Raw genomic sequence first — 23896 nt, 5'->3', positions numbered from 1 at the left:
GGGATGCTCCCGGGCCGCGTCCTTGTCTGCGAGCGAAGGCCGCTTGTCGAAACTGGCAAGGCCGTTCCCTCCCGTGCGTGCGCCCGGCGACAAGTCGCGTACGCGGCCGGTCAAGCGGTCAGGCGGTGCCCGCTGGCAGCATGAGGGAAAGCCTCGGACTCTTAGCCAAGGAGCACCAGTGACCAGTTCCAAACCACTCACCGGACAGGTGGCCCTCGTGACAGGCGGCGGCACCGGCATCGGCGAGGCCATCGCCGCCAGGCTGCTGCAGGAAGGTGCGGCTGTCGCCGTCGTCGGCCGCCGCCGGGAGCCGCTGGACGCCGTCGCGCAGAAGCATGGCGCCTTCCCGGTGGTCGCGGACGTGGCCGATGCCGCGCAGGCGCGGGCCGCCGTCGACGCCGTGATGACCGAGTTCGGCCGACTGGACATGGTGGTGGCCAACGCGGGCGGGCACGGTTTCGCGTCCGTGGAGGACACCGACGACGCCGCCTGGCAGGCGAGCCTGAACGCGAACCTGACCACGGCCTTCACTACGCTGCGCGAGGCCTTGCCGCAGCTGAAACAGAACGGCGGCCGTGCCGTGGTGGTGTCCTCCCTGGCCGGGCTGTTCGCGGGTCCGAACGTGGCCGGATACACCGTCGGAAAGCACGCACTGATCGGGCTCACCAGGTCCCTGGCCCGTGACTACGGCCGGCACGGCGTCCGGGTGAACGCGCTCTGCCCGGGCTGGGTCCGCACCCCGATGGCCGACGCCGAGATGGACCAGTTCGCCGAAGGCGCCGGACTGCCCGGCCGCGAGGAAGCCTACGGCTCCGTCACCGCGAACGTGCCGCTGGGCCGGGCCGCGGAACCGGCCGAGATGGCCGGCGTGGTGAATTTCCTGCTCTCGGCGGATTCCTCGTACATCACCGGCGCCACGATCGTGGCCGACGGCGGCGCCCACGTGGTGGACCTGCCCACCATCGCGTTCGATGGGGTTGTGTGAACCGCGCCTAAGCGGGCAAGCAAAAAGCAGTCCTCCTCCACAAGCGGCTTGTGGAGGAGAACTGCTTTTGCGTTACGGAAGCGGGACGCTAGTTTCGCGCGGCCACCGCGGCCGTCTCGCCGTCGGACATTGCCTTCCACTCGGCCACCCGGGCCTGGTGGAGGGGAGACTTCCGGACCACGGCGTAGGCCACGCCCAGGATGGCGAACCAGATGGGGGTGACCAGCAGCGCGGTCAGGGTGTCGGGCTGGGTGGTCAGCGCCCACACCAGGAAGCCGAAGAAGGCGAAGACCACCCACACCATCGCGATGCCGCCGGGCATCTTGTACGGGGATGCGGCGTGCTGTTCCGGCCGGCGCTTGCGGTACACGAGGTAGCTGGCCAGGATGATCGACCACACGAACATGAAGCAGACGGCGGACACAGTGGTGACCATGTCGAACGCGGCTCCGACGTCCTTGCCCGCGTAGAGCAGCACGACGCCGGCCAGCAGCAGCACGCAGGACAGGAACAGGGCGTTCTGCGGAACCTTGCGGCTGGAAAGCCTGCCGAACAGCTTGGGGGCGTCGCCGTCGTTGGCCAGGCCGAACACCATGCGCGAGGTGGAGTAGATGCCGGAGTTGGCCGAGGACATGGCGGAGGTCAGCACCACCAGGTTCACCACGGTGGCGGCGATGCCCAGGCCCGCCAGCGAGAACATGGCGATGAAGGGGCTGTGGCCGGCCTTGAATTCGGTCCAGGGGGTGACGGACATCAGGATGATGAGGGCGCCCACGTAGAAGAGCATCACGCGCACCGGGATGGCATTGATGGCGCGGGGCAGGTTGTGCTCCGGGTTCTTGGTTTCGGCTGCGGCGGTGCCCACGAGTTCGATGCCCACGAAGGCGAAGACGGCGATCTGGAAGCCGGCCACGAAGCCCATGAACTCCTTGGGGAAGAAGCCGCCGTGCTGCCAGAGGTTGGCGAAGGTGGCCGCCCCGGCGTCGGACTGGAAGCCCGTGAAGATCATCACCAGGCCCACAACGATCAGCGCCACGATGGCCACGATCTTGATCAGCGCGAACCAGAACTCGGTCTCGCCGAAGGCCTTCACGGTGGGAAGGTTCAGCAGGAGCAGGATGAGGATGGTGGCCATGCCCGGGATCCAGAGCGGGATGCCCGGCCAAAGTTCGTTTGCGTAGCCGGCGATCGCGATGACGTCGGCAACGCCGGTGACCACCCAGCAGAACCAGTAGGTCCAGCCGGTGAAGAAGCCAGCCCAGGGGCCTAGGAGGTCGCCCGCGAAGTCGCTGAAGGACTTGTAGTTCAAGTTGGACAGCAGCAGCTGGCCCATGGCGCGCATGACGAAGAACAGCATGAAGCCGATGATCATGTACACGAAAATCACGGAAGGGCCGGCCACGGAGATGGTCTTTCCGGAGCCCATGAAGAGGCCCGTTCCGATGGCGCCGCCGATTGCCAGGAGCTGGATGTGGCGGTTGCTCAGCGAGCGGGAGAGGTGGGGCTCGCTGTCCCTGCTGGAGGCAGTGCGCTGCCCCGTGGTTGTCTGCTCAGACATATGTGGGTCCTTTGAGTGATTCGCCACAAGAGTGATGTGGCTAACAAAACGACGTACCAACGGTAACTGCTGTCAGCCGAAATTGCGAGATTGAACGTTTCACTCTGAATTTCACGCTTCGGGTAGGTCGCCGATTGTCTGCCCGCTCACATTCCGTTTACTTTAGGATTCCTAACTATTAGGCTTCCTAAGTATGAACACCGAACGCCCCGCTGACGCCCTGATCGATCTGGCCCAGGAATTCCGCGACGCACTGCGCCAGAGCGTGTACGTCCTGCGGCGGTTGGACGCCCACGCCGAATTGAGCTCGGCCCAGTTGGGTGTCCTGAAGATGGCGCTCGACGGCGGTGCCCGGGTGGGCGAGATCGCCCGCGACCTGGGGGTGAAGGTGCCCAGTGCCACCGAGCAGATCATCCGGCTCGAGCGCGCCGGATTGCTGCGCCGGGAAGCCGACCCCGACGACTCCCGCGCCGTGCGGGTGCTCGCCACCGCGGAAGGCCGCGCCGCCATCGAGCTTGCGGACCGCCGCCGCAATGAACGCATCGCGGCGATCCTCGCCACCCTCGGCCGGGACGAGCGCGACGCGATCAGCGCCGCCCTGCCGGTGTTCCACAAAATCAACAGGAGTATCACGCCATGACCGGCCAGCTCGCAGGGCACCTGCAGCCAGCAGAAGAAACCCTCGAGGCTGAGAAGGCCTCCTTCCTCAAACAGCCCAAGGCCGTGTGGGCCACCGCCATCGCGGCGGTCTTCGCCTTCATGGGCATCGGCCTGGTGGACCCCATCCTTCCGGCCATCGCCAAGAACCTGGACGCCACCCCCAGCCAGGTCTCCCTATTGTTCACCAGCTACTTCCTGGTCACCGCGGTGGCCATGCTGGTCACCGGCTTCGTCTCCTCACGGATCGGCGGCAAGAAGACCCTGATGATCGGCCTGGCGCTGATCGTGGTGTTCGCTTCCCTCTCCGGGCTGTCGGGTTCGGTCGGTGAACTGGTGGGCTTCAGGGCGGGCTGGGGACTGGGGAACGCTCTGTTCGTGGCCACCGCGCTCGCGGTGATTGTCGGCGTCGCGAGCGGCGGCGCCGGGACCGCGATCATCCTCTACGAAGCCGCCCTCGGCCTGGGCATCTCGCTCGGCCCGCTGCTCGGAGCCCTGCTGGGCGGCTGGCAGTGGCGCGCCCCTTTCTTCGGCACCGCCGTGTTGATGGCTGTGGCGTTCATTGCCCTGATGGTGCTCCTGCCCAAGACCCCGGCCCCGGCCAAAAAGGCACGGCTGCGGGATCCGCTACTGGCCCTGGGCCACAAGGGCCTGCGCACCACCGCGGCCAGCGCCCTCTTCTACAACTACGGCTTCTTCACCATCCTGGCCTTCACCCCGTTCATTCTGGGCATGGACGCCTACGGGATCGGCGCCGTGTTCTTCGGCTGGGGCGTGGCCGTGGCGGTGTTCTCGGTCTTCGTGGCACCGATGCTGCAGCGCCGGTTCGGCACCAGCAACGTCCTGGCGGGCACGCTCGCCGCCCTCATGCTCGACCTGATCGGGCTGGGACTGGCCGCGGGGCACTCGGTGCCGGCCGTCGTCGTACTGGTGATCGTGGCCGGTGCCCTGCTGGGCATCAACAACACGCTCTACACGGAGCTGGCGATGGAGGTCTCCGACTCGCCGCGGCCCGTGGCCTCGGCCGGATACAACTTCGTGCGCTGGATGGGCGGCGCCTTGGCACCGTTCGCCGCGGCGCAGCTCGGGGAGCACTTCGGCCCGCAGCTGCCGTTCTTCGCCGGAGCCGTGGCCCTGCTGGTGGCCATCGCCGTGGCACTGGGCGGCCGGAAGTTCCTGGCCGCCCACGAGCCGCGTCTCGTCTAGGCCCGACCCCCCAACTAGCTCGCAGTTGTTGTCGTTTTCAGCCCTCAAAACGACAACAACTGCGAGTCAGTTGGGCTAGCGAAACCCTACTTGCTAATCGCGGAGACCTTGGTGCCCTTGGGGACGAACAGGGTCTCAGCCTGTTCCAGGGACATGCCGTTGGTTTCGGGCACCTTGAACATGACGAAGAAGAACGAGGCCGCCGCGAAGAGGGCGTACATGCCGTAGGTGACGGGCAGGGAACCGGCGGCCATCACCGGGAAGCTCAGGGTGATGGCGAAGTTTGCCACCCACTGCGCGGCGGCGGCCAGGCCCAGGGCGCGGCCGCGGATGCGGGACGGGAAGATCTCACCCAGCAGCACCCACACCAGCGGGCCCCACGAGACACCGAAGCTGACCACGAAGAGGTTCGCCGCCACGAGGGCCACCGGGCCCCAGGCGCCCGGCAGTGCGATGTCGGTGCCGTTGCCGGTGGCCGAGGAAAACGCCAGGGCCATGGTGCCCAGGGATGCGGCCATGCCGATGGAACCGGCCAGCAGGATGGGGCGGCGGCCAATCCGGTCCACCAGGGCGATCGCCACCAGGGTCACCAGGATGTTGGTGACGGACGTGGCCACCGAGATGGTGAGGGAGTCCTTCTCCTGGAAGCCGACGGCCTTCCACAAGGTGGTGGAGTAGTAGAAGATCACGTTGATGCCCACGAACTGCTGCAGCACGGAGAGGATGATGCCGATCCACACCACCGGCTGCAGGCCGAAGGCGTTGCCGCGCAGCGAGCCCTTCTTGGCTGACAACTGGTCCTGCTGGATGGATTCGCGGATCTCGCGGATGTGGCGCTCGGTGTCGTCGCCGGGCATCAGGGCGTCGAAGGTCTTGCGGGCTGCATCCTCCTTGCCGTTGAGGACCAGGAAGTGCGGGGATTCCGGTAGGGCGTAAGCGATCACGCCGTACACGGCGGCGGGGACGGCGCAGGCGATGAACATCCAGCGCCACGCCTCGAGGCCGAACCAGAAGTCCTGGTGGGCGCCGCCGGCGGAGGTAGCCAGCAGGGCGTCCGACAGCAGGGCCGCGAAGATGCCGCTGGTGATGGCGAGCTGCTGGAGGGACGCCAGCCGGCCGCGGATCTGCCGCGGTGAGATCTCGGAAATGTAGGCAGGAGCGATCACCGAGGCCAGCCCGATGCCCAGGCCGCCCACCAGGCGCCAGAAGATCAGGTCCCAGACACCGAAGGCCAGGCCCGTACCCACCGAGCTCACCAGGAACAGGACCGCCCCGAGCTTCATCGCGGGCACGCGGCCGTGGCGGTCGGCCACCTTGCCGGCAAGGTAGGCGCCGGCGGCGCAGCCGATCAGGGCGATCGCCACGGCGAAGCCGGTGACGGCCTCGCTCAGCGCGAACTCAGCCTTCATGGCGTCCACGGCGCCGTTCACCACCGAGGAATCGAAGCCGAAGAGGAAGCCGCCCACCGCGCCCGCGATGGCCAAGCCAATCACTTTGCGGTGGACGCCGGCATGGCTGTCGGTCATGGATGTGGACATGGCTCTCCCTTGAGGACTGGTGGCTTGGGGCGGCGCGGAAATCGTCGGCTGCTGACTCCGATGGAGGCGCCGGTGCACTCGCGCTACACAGTGTGGCACGCCACATCCGCGAAGTTCCAGTCAAGGTGATGCACATGACATGCCTTCACATCATTAACGCAAGGCTCGCGCCCTGCCGCGGCGGGGAAGCCACCGGGGATGTTCCGAGGCTTCCCTGCCGTCCGAACCGCGAGCTAACACGCCCTTTTGAGTCAACTTATTGAACGCAAAAGTACGACGGCGGCGGGCGCCGCAGGCAGCGGCGCCCGCCGTCCGGCGTCGTGCCCATGCAGGACAACGCGCCCCGCGCAGGAGGGTTCAGGAGAACTCCTCCAGCGCCTCCGTCAGCAGCCGGCCCGGCTCGCCGAGGCGGCGGTGCACACCGCGGGAGGCAAGCAGTTCCCCGGCAACGACCACCTCGGTCACGTCGCTGGCGGTCGCACTGAACGGCAGCTGCATGGGACGGGAGCCGGCGGTGCGGATCGAGGCGGGGTCGACGACCATGAAGTCGCAGACCGCGCCGACGTGGAGGGCCGGTGGAGCAACCGGAGTCGCCATGGACCGCGCGGCTCCGTCCGTCGCCGCGTGCAGCAGTTCCTGCGGGGAGAACCTCCCGCGCTGCCCGCTGCCCAGTCGCTCTCCGTGCTCCAGGGCGCGCATTTCGGTCCAGGGATCGATCACCGCGTGCTGGTCCGTGCCGAGTGCAATCGCCGCTCCGGCGTCGGAAAGTTCGCGGGCCGGGCCGATCCCGTCCGCCAGGTCGGCTTCGGTGCTCGGGCACATCACCACGGTTGCGCCGGCAGCTCCGAGCAGCGCGATGTCTTCCGGCGTCAGGTGCGTGGCATGGACGGCCGAGAGCCGCCGGGACAGCAGGCCGTGGCGCTCCAGGAGACCGGCCGGCGTGGTGCCGTAGGCCTCGAGGCAGGCATCGTTCTCGGCGGGTTGCTCGCTCAGGTGGATGTGGAGGGGGATGTCGGCGGGCAGCTGCCGGGCCACCGCCTTGAGGTCCTCCTCGGGCACGGCCCGCACCGAGTGCAGTGCCGCGCCCACGCTGACCAGTTCCGGCGGGAACGTCTGTGCGATCGCGCTCCGAAGCGAGGAGAGGCGGTCCAGCCAGGCCTGGACGCCGGCGTCTCCGAATCTGGCCTGTTCGGCACTGAGCGGGGTGCCGATGCCGCCGGCCAGGTACAGCGTGTCCAGCAGGGTGAGGCGGATGCCGGCGGACATCGCTGCCCGCGCCAGGGCCAGCTCCATGGCGTGGGGTTCGGCGTAGGGTGCGCCGCCCGGCTGGTGGTGGACGTAGTGGAACTCGGCCACGCTGCTGAAGCCGGCCACCACCATTTCGGCGAAGACGGCGGACGCTAGCTTTTCGTATTTTTCGGGAGTCAGCTCCGAGGCGCTGCGGTACATCTGCTCCCGCCAAACCCAGAAGTCCCCGCGTCCGTCGTGCGTGCGCCCGCGCAGGATCCGGTGGAAGGCGTGGGAGTGGGCGTTGGCCGCCGCGGGAAAGGCGACGCCGTGCAGTTCCGTGTCGCCAGCCTGCGGGCCGGTTCCGGTGGTGACGGCGGAAATCCGGCCGTCCTGTGTCTCCAGCCGCACACCGCGCGCGACCTCCGGAACTCCCCTGCCGCCGTCGGGCAGAACAAGCGCCGCCTCGCACCAGAACGCGCTCACAGGAGTCCCTCCAGGACGTCGGCGAGGGCAACCGCGCCGGTGGCGGCGTCCTCATCGGCCACGTATTCTTCCGGCGAATGCGAGATTCCGCTGGGATTCCGCACGAAGACCATCGCCGACGGGACGTATCCGGCCAGGACGCCGGCGTCGTGCCCCGCGCCGGTCGCCAGCACGGGAGCGCCCGGCAGGAGCCCGCTGATGCGCCGGCTCAGCGACGGGTCGAAATGCACGGTATCGCTGTAGGACTCCTCGGTGAGGGTCACCGTGCACCCTTCGCCCGCAGCGGCTTCCTTGGCCGCGCGGTAGATGGCTTCGATGAGCTGCGCGGTGACGGCGTCGTCGGGATGGCGGGCGTCCAGCCACAGGTCCACGCGCGAGGCGATCACGTTGGTGCCGCCCGGGACGGGCGTGAGGCGCCCGACCGTTGCGCGGGCGTCCGGCTGTTTCGCCGCAGCCCCGCGGACGGCCAGGATGATCTGCGCGGCCGCCACCATCGGATCGGAGCGGTCGGCCATGAGGGTGGTGCCGGCGTGGTTGCCCTGGCCATGCACGCTCAGCTTCCAGCGGCCGTGGCCCAGGATCGAGCTTCCGACGGCGACGGCCGGGCCACCGTTCCCCAGCCCCTTGCCCTGTTCCACGTGCAGTTCGACGAAGTCGCCGATCCGGGCAAGGGCTTCCGGGTCGGGGCCGACGTGCCGGGGGTCGAGGCCGTTGGCCCGGGCGACGTCGGCGAAGGTGTCGCCGCCGGCGTCGCGCAGGTTCAGCGCCTTGTCGACGCCGATGGCGCCGGTCAGGAGCCGCGACCCCAGGCAGGCCACGCCGAAGCGGGAGCCTTCTTCTTCGGGGAACACCGTGATGGCGAGCGGGCGGGGCGGCTGGACGCCGCGGGCCTTGAGGATGTCGACGGCGGCCAGTGCGGATGCGACGCCCAGCGGTCCGTCGAACGCGCCTCCGCCGGGGACCGAGTCGAGGTGGCTTCCGGTGACCAGGGCGCCGTCCTGCGGTTGTCCCCACCAGGCCCAGATGATCCCGTTGCGGTCGGTCTCGACGTCGAGGCCGCGCTGCTGGGCCTGCTCGATGAACCACTGCCTGAGGTCGATTTCCGGCGTCGAATAGACGGCCCGCGAGTAGCCTCCGCGCACCGCATCGCGGCCTACGTCCTTGATCGAGTCAAGGAGCTGATTGACGGTTTCCACGTGTGTTCCTCCGATGCTAAGACTGCCACCAAGTAAAAAACAGTTGCCATTAGCTGACAAGGGTTTGGCCGAAATATGCGGAAATCTCTTGCCATGCAATGAAAATTGATTTTTACTTGGTGGCAAGACAAGGTGATTTAGACCACTTGAAAGCAGGTTGTGCAGTGGCGGCAGATTCCTCGACGCGGACAGTGGAAAGGGCGCTGGCCCTCCTCAGCGCAGTTTGCACCGATGGGTCCATCAGCCTGAGCGACGCCGCACGTGTTGTCGACTTGTCCGCCAGCACCGCGCTCCGCCTGCTCCGCACCCTGGAAGGCAGCGGCTTCGTCACGCGGGATCCGGGTGGAAACTTCCGCCCGGGCGCCAGCGTCATCCAGTTGGGTGCGCTCGCCCTGGGACAGGAATCCCTCGTGTCCCTCTGCACGCCGCACATGAAGCAGTTGGTGGCCGAAACGGGCGAGTCCTGCTACTTGAGCATTCCCGGTCCTGGGGAGACCGGAATCTACATCGCCATCGTCGAAGGTACCCGCTCCGTCCGGCACACCAGCTGGGTCGGCAGGAGCATCCCGCTGGAAGGATCCGCTGCCGGCAAGATCCTGACCGGCGGGCAGAACGGCCGCGGCTACGCCATCGTGCGCAGCGGCGTGGAAGACGACATCACGGCCGTCGCCGCACCCATCGTGATCGGTGGCCGGACCGTGGCAGCCCTCAGCATTGTGGTGCCCAGCTACCGCCTGGACGAAGCGAAGGCCCACACATTTGGCGAGGAACTGGTGAGGGTGGCAGGCAACATCCTCGAAGAACCCGCAGGAACCCATGAAGCGCCCCACTCAGGCTAGTGGGCCGGAACGGCTTCCTTGGCCGCGGCCTTCGGGTCCGTCAGCTTCCTGTTCGGCAGCGCGAAGCTGACCAGGAACGCCAGCAGGGTCAGCCCCGCCGCGGTGAGCATCACGACGTCGATCGCCTGGGCAAAGCCTTCGGTGATCGGCCGCGTCAGCACCGGGTTGGCCGAATGCAGCCAGCTGGTGTCATTGAGGGAATCGTTGGATGCCCCGTTCTTGAAGAAGTCGTACAGCTTGGCGTTGGCGGGATCGGCGGCGACTGCCGGATCGCGGAGCACCGACTGGTAATCCGGGTTCGATGCCGCGGTCTTCATGCCGTCGGCGATCTTGTCGGCGGCCTGGCTGAACAGCATCGAGATGAACACGGCCGTACCGACGGCGCCGCCCATGGAACGGAAGAACGCCGCCGTCGACGTCCCCACTCCCATGTCCTTCGGCGGCACGGACACCTGCATGGCGAGGGTGAGCGGCTGCATGCAGAAGCCCAGGCCCATGCCGAAGAACACCGCGATCAGGCCGGGGACCCAGAGGCCGGTGTCCACGCCGAGCGAGAGGCCCATGACGACGGCGGCCGCCGTCAGGATCGCGGTGCCGAGGATCGGGAAGATCCGGTACGTGCCCGACGACGAGATGGTGCGTCCGGCGGTGATGGAACCGAAGAGGATGCCCACCGTGAAGGTGATCATCATGAGCCCGGCCTCCGTGGGGGTGAGGCCCTTGACCAGCTGCAGGTACATGGGCAGCATCGCGATGGCGCCGAACATGCCGATGCCGATGATGAAGTTCAGCAACGAGGACAGGCCGAAGGTGGCGTTGCGGAACAGCCGCAGGGGGATCAGCGCGTAGTCTCCGGCGCGGCGTTCGGCCACGAGGAACAGGACGATACCGGCCACGCCCAGGCCGTAGCAGAGCCATGACGCGCCCGAGTTCCAGCCCCAGCTGCGGCCCTGTTCGGCCACGAGCAGCAGCGGCACGATCGCCAGGGTGATGGCGGCGGCGCCCCAGTAGTCGATCTTCTGCTTCACGTGCCGCGGGGGCAGATGCAGGTACAGGAAGACCACGGCCAGCGCGGCCAGGCCGATGGGCAGGTTGATGAAGAAGACCCAGCGCCAGCCGTCGAAGCCCAGGAAATTGGAGGTGCCGGCGAAGGCACCGCCGATCACGGGCCCGAGCACAGAGGAAATGCCGAACACGGACATGAAGTAGCCCTGGTACTTGGCGCGGTCCTTGAGTGCCACGATGTCGCCGATGATGGTCAGTGCGAGGGCCAGCAGGCCGCCGGCACCCATGCCCTGGATGCCGCGGGCGATGGCGAGCTCGGTCATGGAGTGCACGGAACCGGCGTACAGGGAGCCCGCCAGGAAGATCAGGATGGCGGCCAGGTAGAGCGGGCGGCGGCCGAAGATGTCGCTGAGCTTGCCATACAGCGGGGTGCTCACCGTCGAGGTGATGAGGTAGGCCGTGGTGGCCCAGGCCTGCAGGGAGAGGCCGTCAAGGTCGTTCGCGATGGTGTAGATCGAGGTCGACACGATCGTCTGGTCGAGGGATGACAGGAACATGCCGAGCATGAGGCCCACCATGACGGTCAAAGTCTGGCGATGCGTCAGGACTTCGCCGGGTACCCGGACAGGGGTGGATTTGGACATCGGTCCTCCAGGAAGGCGCAGCTAAGGGGAAGGCGCAATTTGATAGTTGCTTTCAGTAACTATCCTAATTGACGTTGTATTCCCCGCTGGCCCGGAGAAATTTCCGAGAGGCCCAGCGGCCCGCTTAAGGCTCCACGAGGATTCCGTCGGGATCGCAGTAGATGGTGTTCCCCGGCTCGATGTGCACGCCGTCGATCACCACCGGAACGTCCACCTCGCCGCGGCCGGTCTTGGTGCTCTTCTTCGGATTGCTGCCCAGCGCCTTGACGCCGAACGGCAGCTTCGCCAACGCGAGCCGGTCCCGGATGGCCCCATTGATCACGACGCCGGCCCAGCCGTTCTCCACGGCGCTTTCGGCGATCATGTCCCCCATGAGGGCCGTGCGCAGCGAGCCGTTGCCGTCCACTACCAGCACCGCGCCCTCGCCGGGGGTGCCGAGCACGGTCTTCACCAGCGCGTTGTCTTCGTAGCATTTCACCGTGCGGACCGGGCCGCTGAAGCTGCTGTTGCCGCCCAGGTCCTGGAACTGCAGTGCGATGGAGGCGAGCTCGTCGCCGCGTTCATCGTAGAGATCGGCGGTGCTCAGGATTTCGTTCATCGTTGACTCTCCTTGCTTCTGATGCTGCAACACTAACCCCGTTGACCGGCCCCGGCGGTACGCTGAATCAACACCGTTATATGCAGGGGGAGCCGCCATGAGCCCGAGTGATCTGACCGGATTGCCCGGTTCACTGCCCGAGCGTCCGGCGCCGGATCGGGCCGCCTCAGCGGCAGGTACGACGACGGCGCTCGCCGAGCCGGTGGAACGCGTCCGGGCGCTGTGGATTACCGGAGTCGTGCTGGTCAACCTGGGCATCAACGCCGCGTTCTTCGGGCCGATCCAGGTGCTGCTCGGCCAGCAGGCCATCCATTTCGACGAAGGCCAGAAGGAAGCCATTCTCGCGCTGGTGACCGGCTGCGGCGCCGCGGTGTCGCTCGTGGCGAACCCCTTGTTCGGCGCCTTCAGCGACCGCACGGTGTCCCGTTACGGGCGCCGTGTGCCCTGGGTCCTGGTCGGTGCGGTCCTGGGTGCCGCCGCTTTGGTGGGGCTGGCAGGTGCGCCGAACGTGGCGGTCATGACGATCCTGTGGTGCCTCGTCCAGGCCGGGTGCAACGGTGCGTACGCCGCGGTCACCGCGGCCATCCCGGACCGGGTTCCGGTGCCGCAGCGCGGCACGGTGGGCGGCCTTGCCGCCATGGGGCAGACGGTGGGCATCCTGCTCGGCGCGGTGATCGCCGCGGTGGTTGCGGGGAACTTCGCCGCCGGATACCTGGTGTGCGCGGCGGCACTGATCGCCGGCGTCGTGCTCTATCTGTTCAGGAGCGATGACGCCCCGCTGGCCCCCGCCGCCCGCCCGCCGTTCAGCCTGGCGGGTTTTGCGAAGGGCTTCTGGGTGTCGCCGGTGAAGTACCCGGACTTCGCGTGGGCGTGGTTGACCCGGCTGCTGGTCAACATCGGCAACCACATGGTCACCTTGTACCTGCTGTTCTTCCTCAAGGATGCGGTGCACCTCGAGGAGACGCAGGGCATCGCGCCGGAGTTCGGCGTTCTGATCCTCACCGGGCTGTATGCGGTGATGGTGATCATCACCAGCGTGGTCGGCGGCGCGCTCAGCGACCGCATGGGCAAGCGGAAGCCGCTGGTGATCGCGTCCTCCGTGGTGATTGCCGCGGCCAGCCTGATCCTTGGCTTCGCCCCCACCTGGGCCGGGGCCATCACCGGTGCCGTGGTGCTCGGCGTCGGCTTTGGCGCGTACCTGGCCGTGGATTTTGCGCTCATCACGCAGGTCCTGCCCACGGCGCTGGACCGCGGCCGGGACCTCGGCGTGATCAACGTGGCCAACTCGCTGCCGCAGGTGATCGCGCCGCTGATCGCCTTCCCGTTCGTCACCTACTGGGGCGGCTACGTGTCCCTCTATGTGGCCGCTGCGGTGATCGGGCTGTTGGGTGCGGTGTTCGTGGTGAAGATCAAGAGCGTGGCGTAGCTTTCGCGAGCCGGATCGGGCGCGGGCCCGGTGGGGCGGTCAGAACACAGCGCTGAACTGGTTCCAGCCGCCGCCGACGACGGCGCGGCCCTTGAACCTAACGTTTGCGTTGGGGTCACCGTTGCCGAAGTACATCCACATGGTTCCTGTTGGGGTGATGCCGTAGACGTCAACCTTGCCGTCGCCATTGAAGTCCCCGGAGGCGCAAATCCGGGAAAAGACCTCCCACCCCCAAAAGCTGGCGGTGAAGAAATCCGGTGTTCCGGCCCCGAAGTGTCCTGTACCGGTGCTGTAAATAAGCCTCAGATTTCCCGTATCGTCCCGGGCCATGACCTCGTTCCTGTTGTACCCCCAGAACTTCCCCGGTGCCAGGAGCAGGTTGAAGTCCCCCCAACCCCTGCTGATGACTTTCCGTTGCAACCAGCCGCCTCGCCCGTTGCCGGGGTAGAGCCAGACTGTGTTGGAGGTATCCCGCGCAATGAGGTCGTTTAAGCCGTCCCCGTCCCAGTCGCCCGGGGCAATGATGTTGCGGTGGATGTTCCATCCTGTGCCGATCTGGACCTTGGTGGGAATCCCACCCTTCCCGTTGCCGGGGTAGAGGAACAGTCGGCCCTGCCGATCCCGAGCGATGACGTCATTCTTTCCGTCACCGTTCCAGTCCCCGGCAGAGAGCAGAGCGTTATAAATATTCCAGCCCCCGCCGATACGTTGCCGGGGTAGCCATGAGCCCCGGCCGTTCGTCGGGTAGAGGTAGAGCGTTCCCGCGTTGTCGCGTGCGAAAACGTCCATGGTGTTGTCACCGTTGAGGCCCTTGGTCTTATCCCGGTTGGCGATACGCGGTTTCAGCGCGACCGGAAAAATGTTCGTTTGCCCGCTCACGGTGACGTGGATGTCGACCGTGATTCTGTGGCCTTTGTCTGCTGTCGTAAGGACGTAGCTGCGCTGCGTAGCCCTCAGGATCGGCTTGCCGTCCCGCTTCCAGACGTACTTGAAGGACGGCGGTCCACCTTGTGGAAAGGAGCGGACCGTGAACCACTTTGCGAAAATGGCGCCTCCCACGGACACGTCCCCGTCGATTTCCGCATTTTGGACACTGATATCTCTCGGCATCGGTCCAACTGCCGCCGTTGTCAGCGAGGCTGGAAACCTTCCGGCGCGCAATGCGGTGACTCGGACTGAGACCTTGCTGCCACCGTCGTTCCAATAGTGGGAGTCATAGACCTGTTCCGTGGCTCCAGCAATTGGCACGCCATTGCGGAGCCATTGGTAGCGGTATGCCGTTGGTTGCTCGGACCAGCTGCCTGGGTCGGCCGTCAGAGTGGAGATCGGAAAGGCCAACGGTCCTGAGATGGACGGTTTCACGGTGTTGACCTGCGGTTGCAGCAACACCGCTGGGTTGTCGACCAAGAAGGTGGCCTTGTTGAAATCGATGGGCGGCAGCGGCGACGGTGCAGGCTGAAGGGTACGTTGGATTCTGCCATCCCGGTGGTAGGTGACAGTCGAACGGTCACCCAGATACGTGATGCGGATGCTTTGCAGCGTGTACTTGCCACTAGGCTTAGACGCAGTAACAGGGGCGCTAGCCGTTGCTGAGAACGGCCCCTTCGGAACAGTGCCGTCCCAGCTGAGTTCAAAGCCCGTCACCAGGGATTCGTCTGTGTAAGCAAAGCGGACCTCGCTTGCGGCCTGGGACAGAGTGAAATTTACGCTCGCGGTCTGTCCGGGTGCGACTGTTGCCGTTACCGGCGACATGGCAGTGACAGACGGTTCCTCAAAGACCACGTCCGGGTTATCAACCTGGAAGTCGAGACGGCTCAAATCGCCGAGCGATCCAGTAGTGGGCCCAGGCCAATAGGTGGTGTACCGGTGGTCCGGCGTGACCACTGTGACCCACTCGGCTTTGACGCTTCCGCTTGGCCAGCTGTCCGCCTCAATAGGCAACTGGACTGTGCCCTCGATGCTTGGGGTCCTGCTCTCCCAGTAACCAGCGCGGGTTCCGGTCTTGTCGCGAACCACCAAGTCCACGCTGGTAACCGGCTCCGACGCCTTGAACGCGAATGTCGCATTGTTCCCTGCGGTGATGACCGCGGGCGAGGTCCGTTCCAGGGAAAGCAGTTGAGGCCCGGCTTCCTCCGCTAAGGCAGGACCCGCCGGCACCAGGAGCACGGCCGCAAGAACCGCAGAAACGAAGACCACCAGAACGCGGAAAAGCCGCCGAAAAAGTGCAGCGCCAAACGCCATGATTCCCCCAATAAGCGTGGGCCCGACGCGGCCCGATCCCCCGAGGATACTGCCGGGTAAGCCTGGTGCCAACCTCCAGGTCCGGAGCAGGCGCCAATGAGGGACTCCCGGCCCCCTCCCAGACAACTCCCACCTTCCTGCCGTAACATCTACAAGTCACGTAGGATGCCGCCCGGCGCACAGCACAGATCACCGGACATGCCCGAAGAAAACTACCTGGAACCGTACTCGCTGGACCTTGCAGCGGGATTGCCGCGGATGGCCGCTGCCCCCACCACGCCAAGGCAGCAGCTCCGCTATGCCCGGATCCTGAAGGCAGCCGCCGGATTCGCGCAGCGGCAGTTCGATACCGTCAGCCTCTCCGACGTCGCCCTGCGGGCACATGTCCCGCTGGGCACCCTGTACCGCTACTTCCCTTCGCCGGCGCACCTGATGCTCGCCGTCTACCGCCAGCAACTGCGCGAGCTTGGCCGCGGTCAGGCGAAGGCCGCCCGGCTCGGGCGCGAGACGCGCGGCGGCCAGCCCCACCGTAGCCGCCACGAGCTCACCGGGCTGCTCATGGAGATCTTCCACCTGCGGGTGATGCAACCCGCCGTCGAGCACTGCCTGACCCGCAGGTCGGACAGCTGGGATGGCGACATTCCGGAGCTCCTCCGGGAGCTCGACGCCCTCGCCGAGGCGCTGGTGGTGGCGATGAACGACGACGCCGTCCGGGCCCGGGTCCTGCTGCATACGGTCAGTGGTCTGGTCCAGTTGGTCCGCTGCCGCCGGCTTTCATTGTTCGACGCGGAAAAAGACCTCAAGAACGCCTGCAGCCTGCTCTGGGAAAGCCCGAAAGCGAAGTAACCGGTCTAGACCGGTGGGGCGAAAAAGTCGTCTTTTTGCGTGATCTGAGTCACATGATCTGCCGGGTAAACGTTTTATCAGGTCCAGACGCCCTGCCTCCGGCCATCAGCACCCCTGCGGCTTGCCTACCATGGCAGAACCGATGCGGCCAGCGGCCCAACCTGCAGGAGATGTGCAGACCGGGCCAGCCACCCTTGGCCCGAACCAACGCTCCTCGAACGCCCATATTTGTGCCGGACCCGCGCCAGTGGGTCCACGGCTAGCCTGAGGAGACAACGACGTGTCTATCGAAACCATCGACGCCGGCAAAGAAGCGGCGCTCGTCCTGAGCGAAGAAGAGATTTTCACTGCGCACGAGGGCGGCAAGCTCTCGGTGTCCAGCACCGTTCCCCTGAACGACAAGCGCGATCTGTCCATCGCCTATACCCCGGGCGTAGCCCAGGTCAGCCGGGCCATCCACGCCAAGCCGGAACTCGCCCGCACCCACACCTGGGCCGAGCGCCTCGTGGTGGTCGTCAGCGACGGCACTGCGGTCCTCGGCCTGGGCAACATCGGCCCCAGCGCTTCCCTGCCGGTCATGGAGGGCAAGTCCGCCCTGTTCAAGTCCTTCGGCGACCTCGACTCGATCCCACTGGTCCTCAACACCACGGACGTGGAGGAGATCATCGAAACCCTGGTCCGGCTCCGCCCGAGCTTCGGCGCCGTGAACCTCGAAGACATCTCTGCACCGCGCTGCTTCGAACTCGAAGAACGCCTCATCGAGGCCCTCGACTGCCCGGTGATGCACGACGACCAGCACGGCACCGCCGTCGTGGTCCTTGCCGCGCTGACGAACGCCGCCAAGGTGACCAAGCGCGAACTCAGCGGCCTCAAGGTGGTCGTTTCCGGTGCCGGTGCCGCGGGCATCGCCGTCGCCGAAATCCTGCTGACCGCCGGCGTCGAGGATGTCATCCTGCTCGACTCCAAGGGCGCCATCAACACCGGCCGCGCCGACATCGCCGCGGACCCCGCCAGCAAGAAGGCCCAGATGGCGCAGCGGACCAACCCGCGCGGTATCACCGGCGGACCGGGCGAGGCCCTGCAGGGGGCCGATGTGTTCGTCGGCGTCTCCTCCTCCAAGCTGGACGAAGAGCACCTCAAGCTCATGGCCGGGAACTCGATCGTTTTCGCGCTGTCCAACCCGGACCCGGAGGTCCTGCCGGAGGTGGCGCAGAAGTACGCCGCCGTCGTGGCCACGGGCCGCAGCGATTTCCCGAACCAGATCAACAACGTCCTGGCCTTCCCGGGCATCTTCCGCGGAGCCCTCGACGCCGGTGCACGCCGCATCACGCCGGCCATGAAGCTGGCCGCGGCCCGCGCGATCGCCGAACTCGCCGAGGAAGGGCTCTCCGCCGACTACATCGTGCCGAGCCCGCTGGATGCCCGCGTGGCTCCGGCCGTGACGGCTGCGGTCGCCGCGGCTGCCGAGTAAGTCCCCGCCCCGCCTCCCTGGCTTCGCTCCGCTCAGCCAGGGAACCCTCGGCGGCGGAGGCCCCTCTAAACGACGACGGCGGTGCTCCCGTGCTGGGGAGCGCCGCCGTCGTTATTTGTCGTTGGAGGTTTCGGCAGGGTTGACCGGGCGGCGAGCCGCGTAGGCTCGGGGAATGACCGCTGAAACCATCGTAACGATCTTGTGCGGCCTGGCCATTGCTGTCGGCGTGGCGGGCACCGTCATCCCTGTACTGCCCGGAAGCATCCTGGTCGGCGCGAGCCTGCTGGCCTGGGCGCTGTGGGGTGGCGCTGGCGTCACGGGCTGGGTGGTCTTCGGAATTGGGCTGACCCTCGTGGCCGTGGGCATGGCTTCCAGTGCCATCCTCACCGGGCGGAAACTCAAGCAGCACGGCATCCCCAACCGCTCCGTCCTTGTCGGGATCGCCCTGGCGGTGGTGGGGATGTTCGCAATCCCCGTCGTGGGGCTCTTTGTGGGATTCGCCGTCGGGCTCCTGCTGAGTGAACTCCTGCGCACGCGCGCGTTCAGGACGGCTGTGACCTCCAGCCTCGCCGCGCTCAAGGCCACGGGCCTGGGCATCCTGGCCGAGTTCGGCCTGGCCTGCCTGGCGGCCAGCACCTGGGCGATCGGCGTGTGGGTCGCCGCGCTCAGCTGACGGCAGGAGGGAAACCGCTCATGCGGACCGCAACTGTCCGCATCCCCATAGCAACCGTTGTATCGGCTCGGGCATAGTCGGGCACATGATCGGAAAATTCCACGCACTCGTTATCGACTGTGAAGACATTGAACCCATGGCCCGCTTCTATCAGGAACTGCTCGGCATGCAGCGGGTGGAGGGCGACGCCGACTGGATCACCATCGGCGACGCCGCCGACCGCCCTGCCGTGGCCTTCCAGCGGGTCGACAAGCTGATCCCACCGCAATGGCCCTCCGCCGAGCACCCGCAGCAAATGCACGTGGATGTGAAGGTCGGAAACCTGGACGAGGCCGAGGAAAAGGTCCTTGCGCTCGGTGCCACCAAGGAGCACCAGGACAAGACCTTCCGCGTCTATCTCGACCCCGCCGGCCACCCGTTCTGCCTGGTGTCCTGGTAAGGAGTGCCGCCCGCGGGGTGCCCCACGTACCGCCGTCAGCTAACCCAGAGGATGAATCCGCTGGCTTCCAGGTGGAGATCGGCACCGCTCGCCGCGGATCGGCGCGTTCGGGCTGATCCGCGTGGATATCGTGGCTGGCATGGAACAGATACTGAAAGTTGTGCGGCATTGGGGCGCCCCTGCGGCGGCCGTCATCTTCTTCACGCTGTGGAGCGTGGGCGAAGCGGGCAGGATGGGGCCGTGGCCAGGCCTGACGTACTGGCCCGGCACCTGGCCGCTCGTGCTGATGACTCTCGCCATCGCCGTCTCTGTGTGGCAGCCATTCGCGTCGCTAGGGCTCACGGCACTGCTCCTGGGCGGCCAGTTGAGCTACATCTTCCCGGCGATGCACTCCAACCATTGGGCCATCTACCTGGGCTCCTTCATCGCCCTGGCCTTCATCCTCTGGACCGCACCGGCCCGGGTTCGGCTGATCGCGGGCATTGCCAATGTGGTCTTCGCGGCCACGATGACCTTCCTGATGATCTCGTGGCGGTACGGCTACGGGGTCGGCTGGTTCGCGCCCCTCTACATGGGCGACCGCTGGGCGTTCTATAACTACGGCTGGCAGCTCTTCGCGCTTCTTCTCCTCATCGCCGCCGGATGCGCCGCCGTAGGGATTGCACTGCGGCTGTACCAGGAACGCGGCACCCTCTTCCTGGCCCGAAACGAGGCGCAGGCGAGCCTCAAGGAGGCCGAAGTTGAACTGGTGATCGAGCAGGAACGCACCCGGATCGCCCGGGACCTGCACGACGTGCTGGCCCATTCGCTTGCCGTCATCGCGGCCCAGGCAGACGGCACCCGCTACCTCAGCAAGGACCAGCCCAAGCCCGTCCTCGACGCCTTGGAGAACATCGCGGTCTCCGCACGGCACGCGCTGGTCGACGCGCAGTGCGTCATCGAAGGAGTCCGCGACGACGGTCTGGTCACTCCCCAGCCCCGGCTCAGCGACGTGGGACCGCTGGTTGAGCGGATGCGGCAGGGCAGCCTCCGGGTGCAGCAAAGCGAAACCGGGCATCCCGTGGAGCTCGGCGCGGGCCAGCAGCTCGCGGTCTTCCGGATCGTCCAGGAATGCCTGACCAACGCCCTCAAGCACGGCGGCCGCGGCACGGCCGCGCGCCTGCACCTAGACTGGAGCGGGCCCGGCCTCACTATCCACGCTGCTTCGAACCTGCCGTCGTCCGCTGTGAATGGGGGAGCGGACGACGGCGGCACTCCGGTCCGCGCCGGGCGCGGCATCCCCGGGATGCGGGAGCGTGCCCACCTGGCCGGCGGCTGGCTCACCGCCGGACCGGACGGGGAACAGTTCCGGGTCACGGTCTTCATCCCGTACGGATCACGCGCGTTGTCCGGTTCGGGCGGCGGCTCGGCGCCGCTGGACGCCCAGGAACCTGCGGACGCCGAAAAGGAAAGCGCTGCCCATGGTTGAGAAACCCATCGCCGTGGCACTTGTGGACGACCAGCCGCTCTTCCGCGCGGGAATCCGGATGCTGGTCCAAAGCCAGCCGGACATGGCTTTGGCCTGGGAAGCCGACGACGGCGGACCCGCGGTGGAGCGGGCAGCGGAACAGCGGCCGGATGTCATGCTGATGGACCTCAGGATGCCGGTGGTGGGCGGCGTGGAGGCCACCCGCCGGATCACCGAAGAGTCCATGGCCGCCGGCGTGGACAATCCGAAGATCATCGCGCTCACCACCTTCAACCGCGACCAGGCCGTGGTGGACGCGGTCCAGGCGGGGGCGAGCGGATACCTGCTCAAGAGCGCCGAACCCGAATTCCTCCTGGCCGCCATACGCACCGTGTATTCCGGCTACTCCGTGATCGCGCCCGGCTCGGTCCACGAATTGTTCCAGCATGCCGCCCGGACCGTTCCCGTCTCGGGTCCGGACCTAGCTGTCCTGGACGGGCTCTCGGGGAGGGAGCGGGAAGTCTTCCTGCTGGCCGCCAAAGGACTGTCCAATGCGGACATGGCCCAGGGACTCTTCGTCTCGGAGGCCACCGTCAAGACCCACCTGCGCAGCCTGCTCGTGAAACTCGGCCTGCGGACCCGGCTGCAGCTGGTCGCCTTCGCCTACGAACACCGCCTCCTCGGCTGAGCCACCCACACCACGCCCGAGGCGCCCAAACATCCCACACGCAAAGCGGCGGCCGCCCCGCGAAGGGGACGGTCGCCGTCGTAGTGTCAAATTGTGGTGTTTTCGAAGTGGAAGGCGCGCTACATGGCGCGGCCCTTCGTCTCCTCTCTGGCATCACGGCCAAGCCACAGGCCCACACCGACCATCACGATACCGAGTGCAAGGTGCAGCCAGTTGTCGGCGGTGTTGAACGGCACGAAGTTGGCGCCTGACATCGAGTCCCCACCGATCACGAGACCGTAGATCCACAGGGCCAGGTAGACGATGCCGCCGCCCACCAGGAACCCACGTGCCATGCGGGAGGTCCTGGCCATGTACAGGCCGGCCGCACCGAACAGCATGTGGACGATGTTGTGCAGAATTGAGACTTGGAAAATTCCAAGAAGCATGGCGCCCGACTCATGCCCAGCAAAGGTCATGGCGCCGTAGTTGCTCGTGATGCCCGGGATGAATCCAAGGACACCAACGACCAGGAATACCCAGCCCAAACCCAGCGCCGTGTTGTGCAGCGAGAGCCCCATCACATGGTGGTGCTGTGCCGGGTGTGAAGCGGTGGTCATAACTCCTCCCAACCACAATGTGTACCGGCCCGCCGGGTGGCTGGCCGTTTTGCGGCAAGGAGCTGTCGGAACCCTGCCGACAGCCATAGTTTACTCCCGATAACCCCGGAAATAGAGGGGAGGCCCAGCGGGCGGCCTGTAGTGGCGGGGCATGGATAGCATGGACAGATGACTGCCGGGCACCCCGTTCCCCCGGATCACGGCGCCTACCGCGACACCCGGGACCTCACCCCGTTCCGCCGAGCGCGCGTCCGTACCCCGGCGAGCGGCCTCGCAGACGGCGTGGGCGGAGCCGTTTCAGGGGTGCTGCGGAGGCGAAGCGCGGACCGGCTGTCCGTCGCAGGGGATGTGCCGCCGCTCAAGCGGTTCGCCGGCCGCACCGCGAAGACCATGCACGCCGCGGTCTTCACCGGCACCGAGCCCGAACGCCTGCTGCTCCTCGCCCGGTCCAACCCTGGCTGGGCCGGTCTCTGCCAGGTCCTGGCCGGCCTGCTCGCCTACAAGCACGGCAGCTACCTGCGCGCGGCCGAGCTGCTGCGGCTGGGCATCTCCACCAGGATCGACGACGCCGCCAGCCAGTTCTCCGCCGCGTACCTTGGCCGCGTGGTCAGCACCATCGAGGTCGCCGAGCGTGTCGAGGTACAGGTGCTGTTCAGCGAAGAATCCGTGTTCCTGGCCCTCTCGCACTGCCTGCGGGAGGCGGGCCGGACGGACGCCGCGCTCGACGCGCTGGCCAGCCTGCCGGCGTCGCTCCCTTCCGCGTTGGCCCGCTGCACGGCGGCGTCGGCACTCGGCCGGCACCGCAACGTCGTCGGCTGGACCGAAGGCCTCGAGAACGCGGACGACCTGTCCGCCGCCCTCCTGCTCCTCCGGGCGAGGTCCCTGCGCGCGCTGGGCGAGCGGCCCGCGGCGCAGGCGGCGCTGTCCGAGGTGCTGCGGCGACGGAAGACCAGCCTCGCCCTGCGCAACGACGCGCTCACCGACCGCGCGCTCCTGGCGTTCGACGCCGGCCGGCGGGCTTTGCTGCCCGGGTCCCGGCGGGAGGGTGGAACCTCCGGCGGGGCCAGCACGAGCGGCGCGCTGGAGGGCGGGCTGATCCGCAAGGACGCCGAGATGCGCCGGCTCTGGGAGCAGGACTGGAAGGACCTCGGCGGGGATTGAGGGAACCCTTGTGCACGGGGCGGTGCGGGTCTATCCTTTAGTCAACTAGTTGGTTGATCAACTAGATGGTTGCATAAGAGGTGGGAAGTGCCACACCAGGACCCGCTCGATGCGGCCCGGCTTGATAGGGCCTTCATGGCCCTCGCGGATCCGGTCCGGAGGGACATCGTGGCCAGGCTGTCGCGCGGCGACGCCACGGTCAACGAACTCGCCGAACCATTCGCGATCACCAAGCAGGCCGTGTCCAAGCACATCCAGGTCCTGGAACAGGCCGGCCTGGTCACCCGTTCACGCGACGCCCAGCGGCGCCCCGTCCATCTGGATGCGGCAGCGCTGGAGCGGCTCACCGCGTGGATCGACCGGTACCGGCTCGAAGCGGAAGGGCGTTACCGGAGGCTGGACGCCCTCCTGGAAAACCAGGCCTCCGCGCGGACCCCAGAATCCGCGCAGACTCCAAGGAGCGGGGAACAATGAGCAATCCAACCAACATCACGGCAGAATCCGGCGTTCCGTTCGTCGAGACGGTCCGCGAATTCGACGCCCCCGTGGACACCGTCTACCGTGCCCACGTGGAGCCCGAGCTGATGGTCCAGTGGCTGGGCCCGCGCGAGGACAAGGTGGAGAACATCAGGTACGACACCCGCGTGGGCGGCCGCTGGAGCTTCGACGGCGCCAGCAGCGAAGGCTACGAATTCAGCTTCAGCGGGGTCTTCCATGCGGTCGAGCCGGGCAAGCTCCTCATCATGACCTTCGAATTCTCCGGGGCTCCCGGCGAGGTGGGCATCGGCACCACCAGGTTCGAGGACCTCGGCGGCGGGCGCTCCCGGATTTCCATCCACGACGTCTACCCCACGGTCGAAGCGCGGGACATGGCCATCGGCAGCGGCATGAACTCCGGGGTGATCGAAGGCTACGAACGGCTCGATGAACTCCTGGCGGCCGCCCAGCGAGTGTAACGACCCGCCT

22 protein-coding genes are annotated in these 23896 nt (G+C 66.9%); 14 read left to right on the top strand and 8 right to left on the bottom strand.

The annotated features are described in order from the left end of the window. Positions 1 to 178: 178 nt before the first annotated feature. Positions 179 to 985, top strand: coding sequence for an SDR family NAD(P)-dependent oxidoreductase (locus tag D3654_RS04330; protein WP_120520292.1), 807 nt, complete (start codon positions 179 to 181; stop codon positions 983 to 985). A gap of 88 nt (positions 986 to 1073) precedes the next feature. On the opposite strand, the gene cycA is transcribed toward D3654_RS04330, so the two are convergent. Next, positions 1074 to 2543: a D-serine/D-alanine/glycine transporter gene (gene cycA / locus D3654_RS04325; protein ID WP_120520291.1), complete on the bottom strand. Its 1470-nt coding sequence runs from the start codon at positions 2541 to 2543 to the stop codon at positions 1074 to 1076. Between the two features lie 193 nt (positions 2544 to 2736). On the opposite strand from cycA, the gene D3654_RS04320 reads away from it, so the two are divergent. Continuing rightward, complete coding sequence (locus tag D3654_RS04320) at positions 2737 to 3183, top strand: MarR family winged helix-turn-helix transcriptional regulator (RefSeq protein ID WP_120520290.1); 447 nt, start codon at positions 2737 to 2739, stop codon at positions 3181 to 3183. After that, positions 3180 to 4406, top strand: a complete 1227-nt coding sequence (locus D3654_RS04315) for an MFS transporter (RefSeq protein WP_120520289.1) — start codon at positions 3180 to 3182, stop codon at positions 4404 to 4406. The genes D3654_RS04320 and D3654_RS04315 overlap by 4 nt, the downstream gene beginning before the upstream one ends. Before the next feature lie 86 nt (positions 4407 to 4492). Here the strand turns inward: D3654_RS04315 and D3654_RS04310 are convergent, their stop codons facing one another. The 3 genes from D3654_RS04310 to D3654_RS04300 form a co-directional block, all read right to left on the bottom strand. Beyond that, positions 4493 to 5944, bottom strand: a complete 1452-nt coding sequence (locus tag D3654_RS04310) for a sugar porter family MFS transporter (RefSeq protein WP_120520288.1) — start codon at positions 5942 to 5944, stop codon at positions 4493 to 4495. A gap of 357 nt (positions 5945 to 6301) precedes the next feature. Then, positions 6302 to 7657, bottom strand: a complete 1356-nt coding sequence (locus tag D3654_RS04305; protein ID WP_120520287.1) for a formimidoylglutamate deiminase — start codon at positions 7655 to 7657, stop codon at positions 6302 to 6304. Further along, a complete protein-coding gene (locus D3654_RS04300; RefSeq protein WP_120520286.1) occupies positions 7654 to 8853 on the bottom strand; it encodes an allantoate amidohydrolase in 1200 nt (399 codons plus the stop codon). The genes D3654_RS04305 and D3654_RS04300 overlap by 4 nt, the downstream gene beginning before the upstream one ends. A gap of 164 nt (positions 8854 to 9017) precedes the next feature. Between D3654_RS04300 and D3654_RS04295 the strand changes: the two genes are divergently transcribed. Further along, the gene (locus D3654_RS04295) at positions 9018 to 9692 is read left to right on the top strand and encodes an IclR family transcriptional regulator (RefSeq protein WP_245413081.1); all 675 of its coding nucleotides are present in this window, start codon (positions 9018 to 9020) and stop codon (positions 9690 to 9692) included. Here the strand turns inward: D3654_RS04295 and D3654_RS04290 are convergent. Together D3654_RS04290 and rraA are read right to left on the bottom strand one after the other, a co-directional pair. Next, positions 9689 to 11341 (bottom strand): MDR family MFS transporter, encoded by a 1653-nt coding sequence (locus D3654_RS04290; protein WP_120520285.1) that lies wholly within the window; start codon positions 11339 to 11341, stop codon positions 9689 to 9691. The genes D3654_RS04295 and D3654_RS04290 overlap by 4 nt on opposite strands. Positions 11342 to 11465: 124 nt before the next feature. Continuing rightward, positions 11466 to 11939 (bottom strand): ribonuclease E activity regulator RraA, encoded by a 474-nt coding sequence (gene rraA / locus D3654_RS04285; protein ID WP_120520284.1) that lies wholly within the window; start codon positions 11937 to 11939, stop codon positions 11466 to 11468. Positions 11940 to 12036: 97 nt separating this feature from the next. Between rraA and D3654_RS04280 the strand changes: the two genes are divergently transcribed. Further along, a complete protein-coding gene (locus D3654_RS04280) occupies positions 12037 to 13365 on the top strand; it encodes an MFS transporter (protein WP_120520283.1) in 1329 nt (442 codons plus the stop codon). Between the two features lie 39 nt (positions 13366 to 13404). Here the strand turns inward: D3654_RS04280 and D3654_RS20730 are convergent, their stop codons facing one another. Beyond that, entirely contained in the window at positions 13405 to 15606 is a 2202-nt protein-coding gene (locus D3654_RS20730) for an FG-GAP-like repeat-containing protein (RefSeq protein ID WP_245413080.1), read from the bottom strand. Positions 15607 to 15804: 198 nt separating this feature from the next. Here D3654_RS20730 and D3654_RS04270 point away from each other — a divergent pair, with 198 nt between their 5' ends. From D3654_RS04270 to D3654_RS04245, 6 genes are all read left to right on the top strand, one after another. Further along, positions 15805 to 16452 carry a TetR/AcrR family transcriptional regulator gene (locus D3654_RS04270; protein ID WP_120520282.1) on the top strand — a complete coding sequence of 216 codons (648 nt, stop codon included), beginning with the start codon at positions 15805 to 15807 and terminating at the stop codon, positions 16450 to 16452. A gap of 280 nt (positions 16453 to 16732) precedes the next feature. Continuing rightward, positions 16733 to 17923 carry an NAD(P)-dependent malic enzyme gene (locus D3654_RS04265; RefSeq protein ID WP_120520281.1) on the top strand — a complete coding sequence of 397 codons (1191 nt, stop codon included), beginning with the start codon at positions 16733 to 16735 and terminating at the stop codon, positions 17921 to 17923. A 172-nt stretch (positions 17924 to 18095) separates the two neighbouring features. Then, positions 18096 to 18596, top strand: a complete 501-nt coding sequence (locus D3654_RS04260; protein WP_120520280.1) for a DUF456 domain-containing protein — start codon at positions 18096 to 18098, stop codon at positions 18594 to 18596. Positions 18597 to 18681: 85 nt separating this feature from the next. Then, a complete protein-coding gene (locus D3654_RS04255) occupies positions 18682 to 19035 on the top strand; it encodes a VOC family protein (RefSeq protein WP_120520279.1) in 354 nt (117 codons plus the stop codon). 139 nt (positions 19036 to 19174) lie between these two features. Beyond that, positions 19175 to 20503 (top strand): sensor histidine kinase, encoded by a 1329-nt coding sequence (locus D3654_RS04250; protein ID WP_245413079.1) that lies wholly within the window; start codon positions 19175 to 19177, stop codon positions 20501 to 20503. Then, positions 20496 to 21170, top strand: coding sequence for a response regulator (locus D3654_RS04245; protein WP_120520278.1), 675 nt, complete (start codon positions 20496 to 20498; stop codon positions 21168 to 21170). The genes D3654_RS04250 and D3654_RS04245 overlap by 8 nt, the downstream gene beginning before the upstream one ends. Before the next feature lie 119 nt (positions 21171 to 21289). Here the strand turns inward: D3654_RS04245 and D3654_RS04240 are convergent, their stop codons facing one another. After that, on the bottom strand, positions 21290 to 21769 hold the full coding sequence (locus D3654_RS04240) for a DUF4383 domain-containing protein (protein WP_120520277.1): 480 nt from the start codon (positions 21767 to 21769) through the stop codon (positions 21290 to 21292). A 168-nt stretch (positions 21770 to 21937) separates the two neighbouring features. Between D3654_RS04240 and D3654_RS04235 the strand changes: the two genes are divergently transcribed. The 3 genes from D3654_RS04235 to D3654_RS04225 all read left to right on the top strand — a co-directional run bounded on the left by D3654_RS04235 (position 21938) and on the right by D3654_RS04225 (position 23886). Then, positions 21938 to 22930, top strand: coding sequence for a hypothetical protein (locus D3654_RS04235; RefSeq protein WP_120520276.1), 993 nt, complete (start codon positions 21938 to 21940; stop codon positions 22928 to 22930). A 135-nt stretch (positions 22931 to 23065) separates the two neighbouring features. Then, positions 23066 to 23404: an ArsR/SmtB family transcription factor gene (locus tag D3654_RS04230; RefSeq protein WP_120520275.1), complete on the top strand. Its 339-nt coding sequence runs from the start codon at positions 23066 to 23068 to the stop codon at positions 23402 to 23404. Further along, positions 23401 to 23886, top strand: coding sequence for an SRPBCC family protein (locus D3654_RS04225; protein WP_120520274.1), 486 nt, complete (start codon positions 23401 to 23403; stop codon positions 23884 to 23886). The genes D3654_RS04230 and D3654_RS04225 overlap by 4 nt, the downstream gene beginning before the upstream one ends. Positions 23887 to 23896: the final 10 nt, after the last annotated feature.

The organism is Arthrobacter celericrescens (assembly GCF_003614925.1).
In the GTDB taxonomy this organism is placed as follows: Bacteria; Actinomycetota; Actinomycetes; order Actinomycetales; family Micrococcaceae; genus Arthrobacter; species Arthrobacter celericrescens.
The sequence above is the reverse complement of the archived record's forward strand: the minus strand, read 5'-3'. Positions and strand labels throughout refer to the sequence as shown.

Excerpts from the sequence above, each read along its gene's own strand:
- D3654_RS04235 (WP_120520276.1), top strand. The coding sequence starts at position 21,938 with ATGACTGCCGGGCACCCCGTTCCCCCGGATCACGGCGCCTACCGCGAC.
- D3654_RS04225 (WP_120520274.1), top strand. The coding sequence starts at position 23,401 with ATGAGCAATCCAACCAACATCACGGCAGAATCCGGCGTTCCGTTCGTC.
- D3654_RS04230 (WP_120520275.1), top strand. The coding sequence starts at position 23,066 with ATGGCCCTCGCGGATCCGGTCCGGAGGGACATCGTGGCCAGGCTGTCG.
- D3654_RS04240 (WP_120520277.1), bottom strand. The coding sequence starts at position 21,769 with ATGACCACCGCTTCACACCCGGCACAGCACCACCATGTGATGGGGCTC.
- D3654_RS04250 (WP_245413079.1), top strand. The coding sequence starts at position 19,175 with ATGGAACAGATACTGAAAGTTGTGCGGCATTGGGGCGCCCCTGCGGCG.
- D3654_RS04270 (WP_120520282.1), top strand. The coding sequence starts at position 15,805 with ATGCCCGAAGAAAACTACCTGGAACCGTACTCGCTGGACCTTGCAGCG.
- D3654_RS20730 (WP_245413080.1), bottom strand. The coding sequence starts at position 15,606 with ATGGCGTTTGGCGCTGCACTTTTTCGGCGGCTTTTCCGCGTTCTGGTG.
- D3654_RS04255 (WP_120520279.1), top strand. The coding sequence starts at position 18,682 with ATGATCGGAAAATTCCACGCACTCGTTATCGACTGTGAAGACATTGAA.
- D3654_RS04315 (WP_120520289.1), top strand. The coding sequence starts at position 3,180 with ATGACCGGCCAGCTCGCAGGGCACCTGCAGCCAGCAGAAGAAACCCTC.
- D3654_RS04245 (WP_120520278.1), top strand. The coding sequence starts at position 20,496 with ATGGTTGAGAAACCCATCGCCGTGGCACTTGTGGACGACCAGCCGCTC.
- cycA (WP_120520291.1), bottom strand. The coding sequence starts at position 2,543 with ATGTCTGAGCAGACAACCACGGGGCAGCGCACTGCCTCCAGCAGGGAC.
- D3654_RS04320 (WP_120520290.1), top strand. The coding sequence starts at position 2,737 with ATGAACACCGAACGCCCCGCTGACGCCCTGATCGATCTGGCCCAGGAA.
- D3654_RS04290 (WP_120520285.1), bottom strand. The coding sequence starts at position 11,341 with ATGTCCAAATCCACCCCTGTCCGGGTACCCGGCGAAGTCCTGACGCAT.
- D3654_RS04280 (WP_120520283.1), top strand. The coding sequence starts at position 12,037 with ATGAGCCCGAGTGATCTGACCGGATTGCCCGGTTCACTGCCCGAGCGT.
- rraA (WP_120520284.1), bottom strand. The coding sequence starts at position 11,939 with ATGAACGAAATCCTGAGCACCGCCGATCTCTACGATGAACGCGGCGAC.
- D3654_RS04310 (WP_120520288.1), bottom strand. The coding sequence starts at position 5,944 with ATGTCCACATCCATGACCGACAGCCATGCCGGCGTCCACCGCAAAGTG.
- D3654_RS04260 (WP_120520280.1), top strand. The coding sequence starts at position 18,096 with ATGACCGCTGAAACCATCGTAACGATCTTGTGCGGCCTGGCCATTGCT.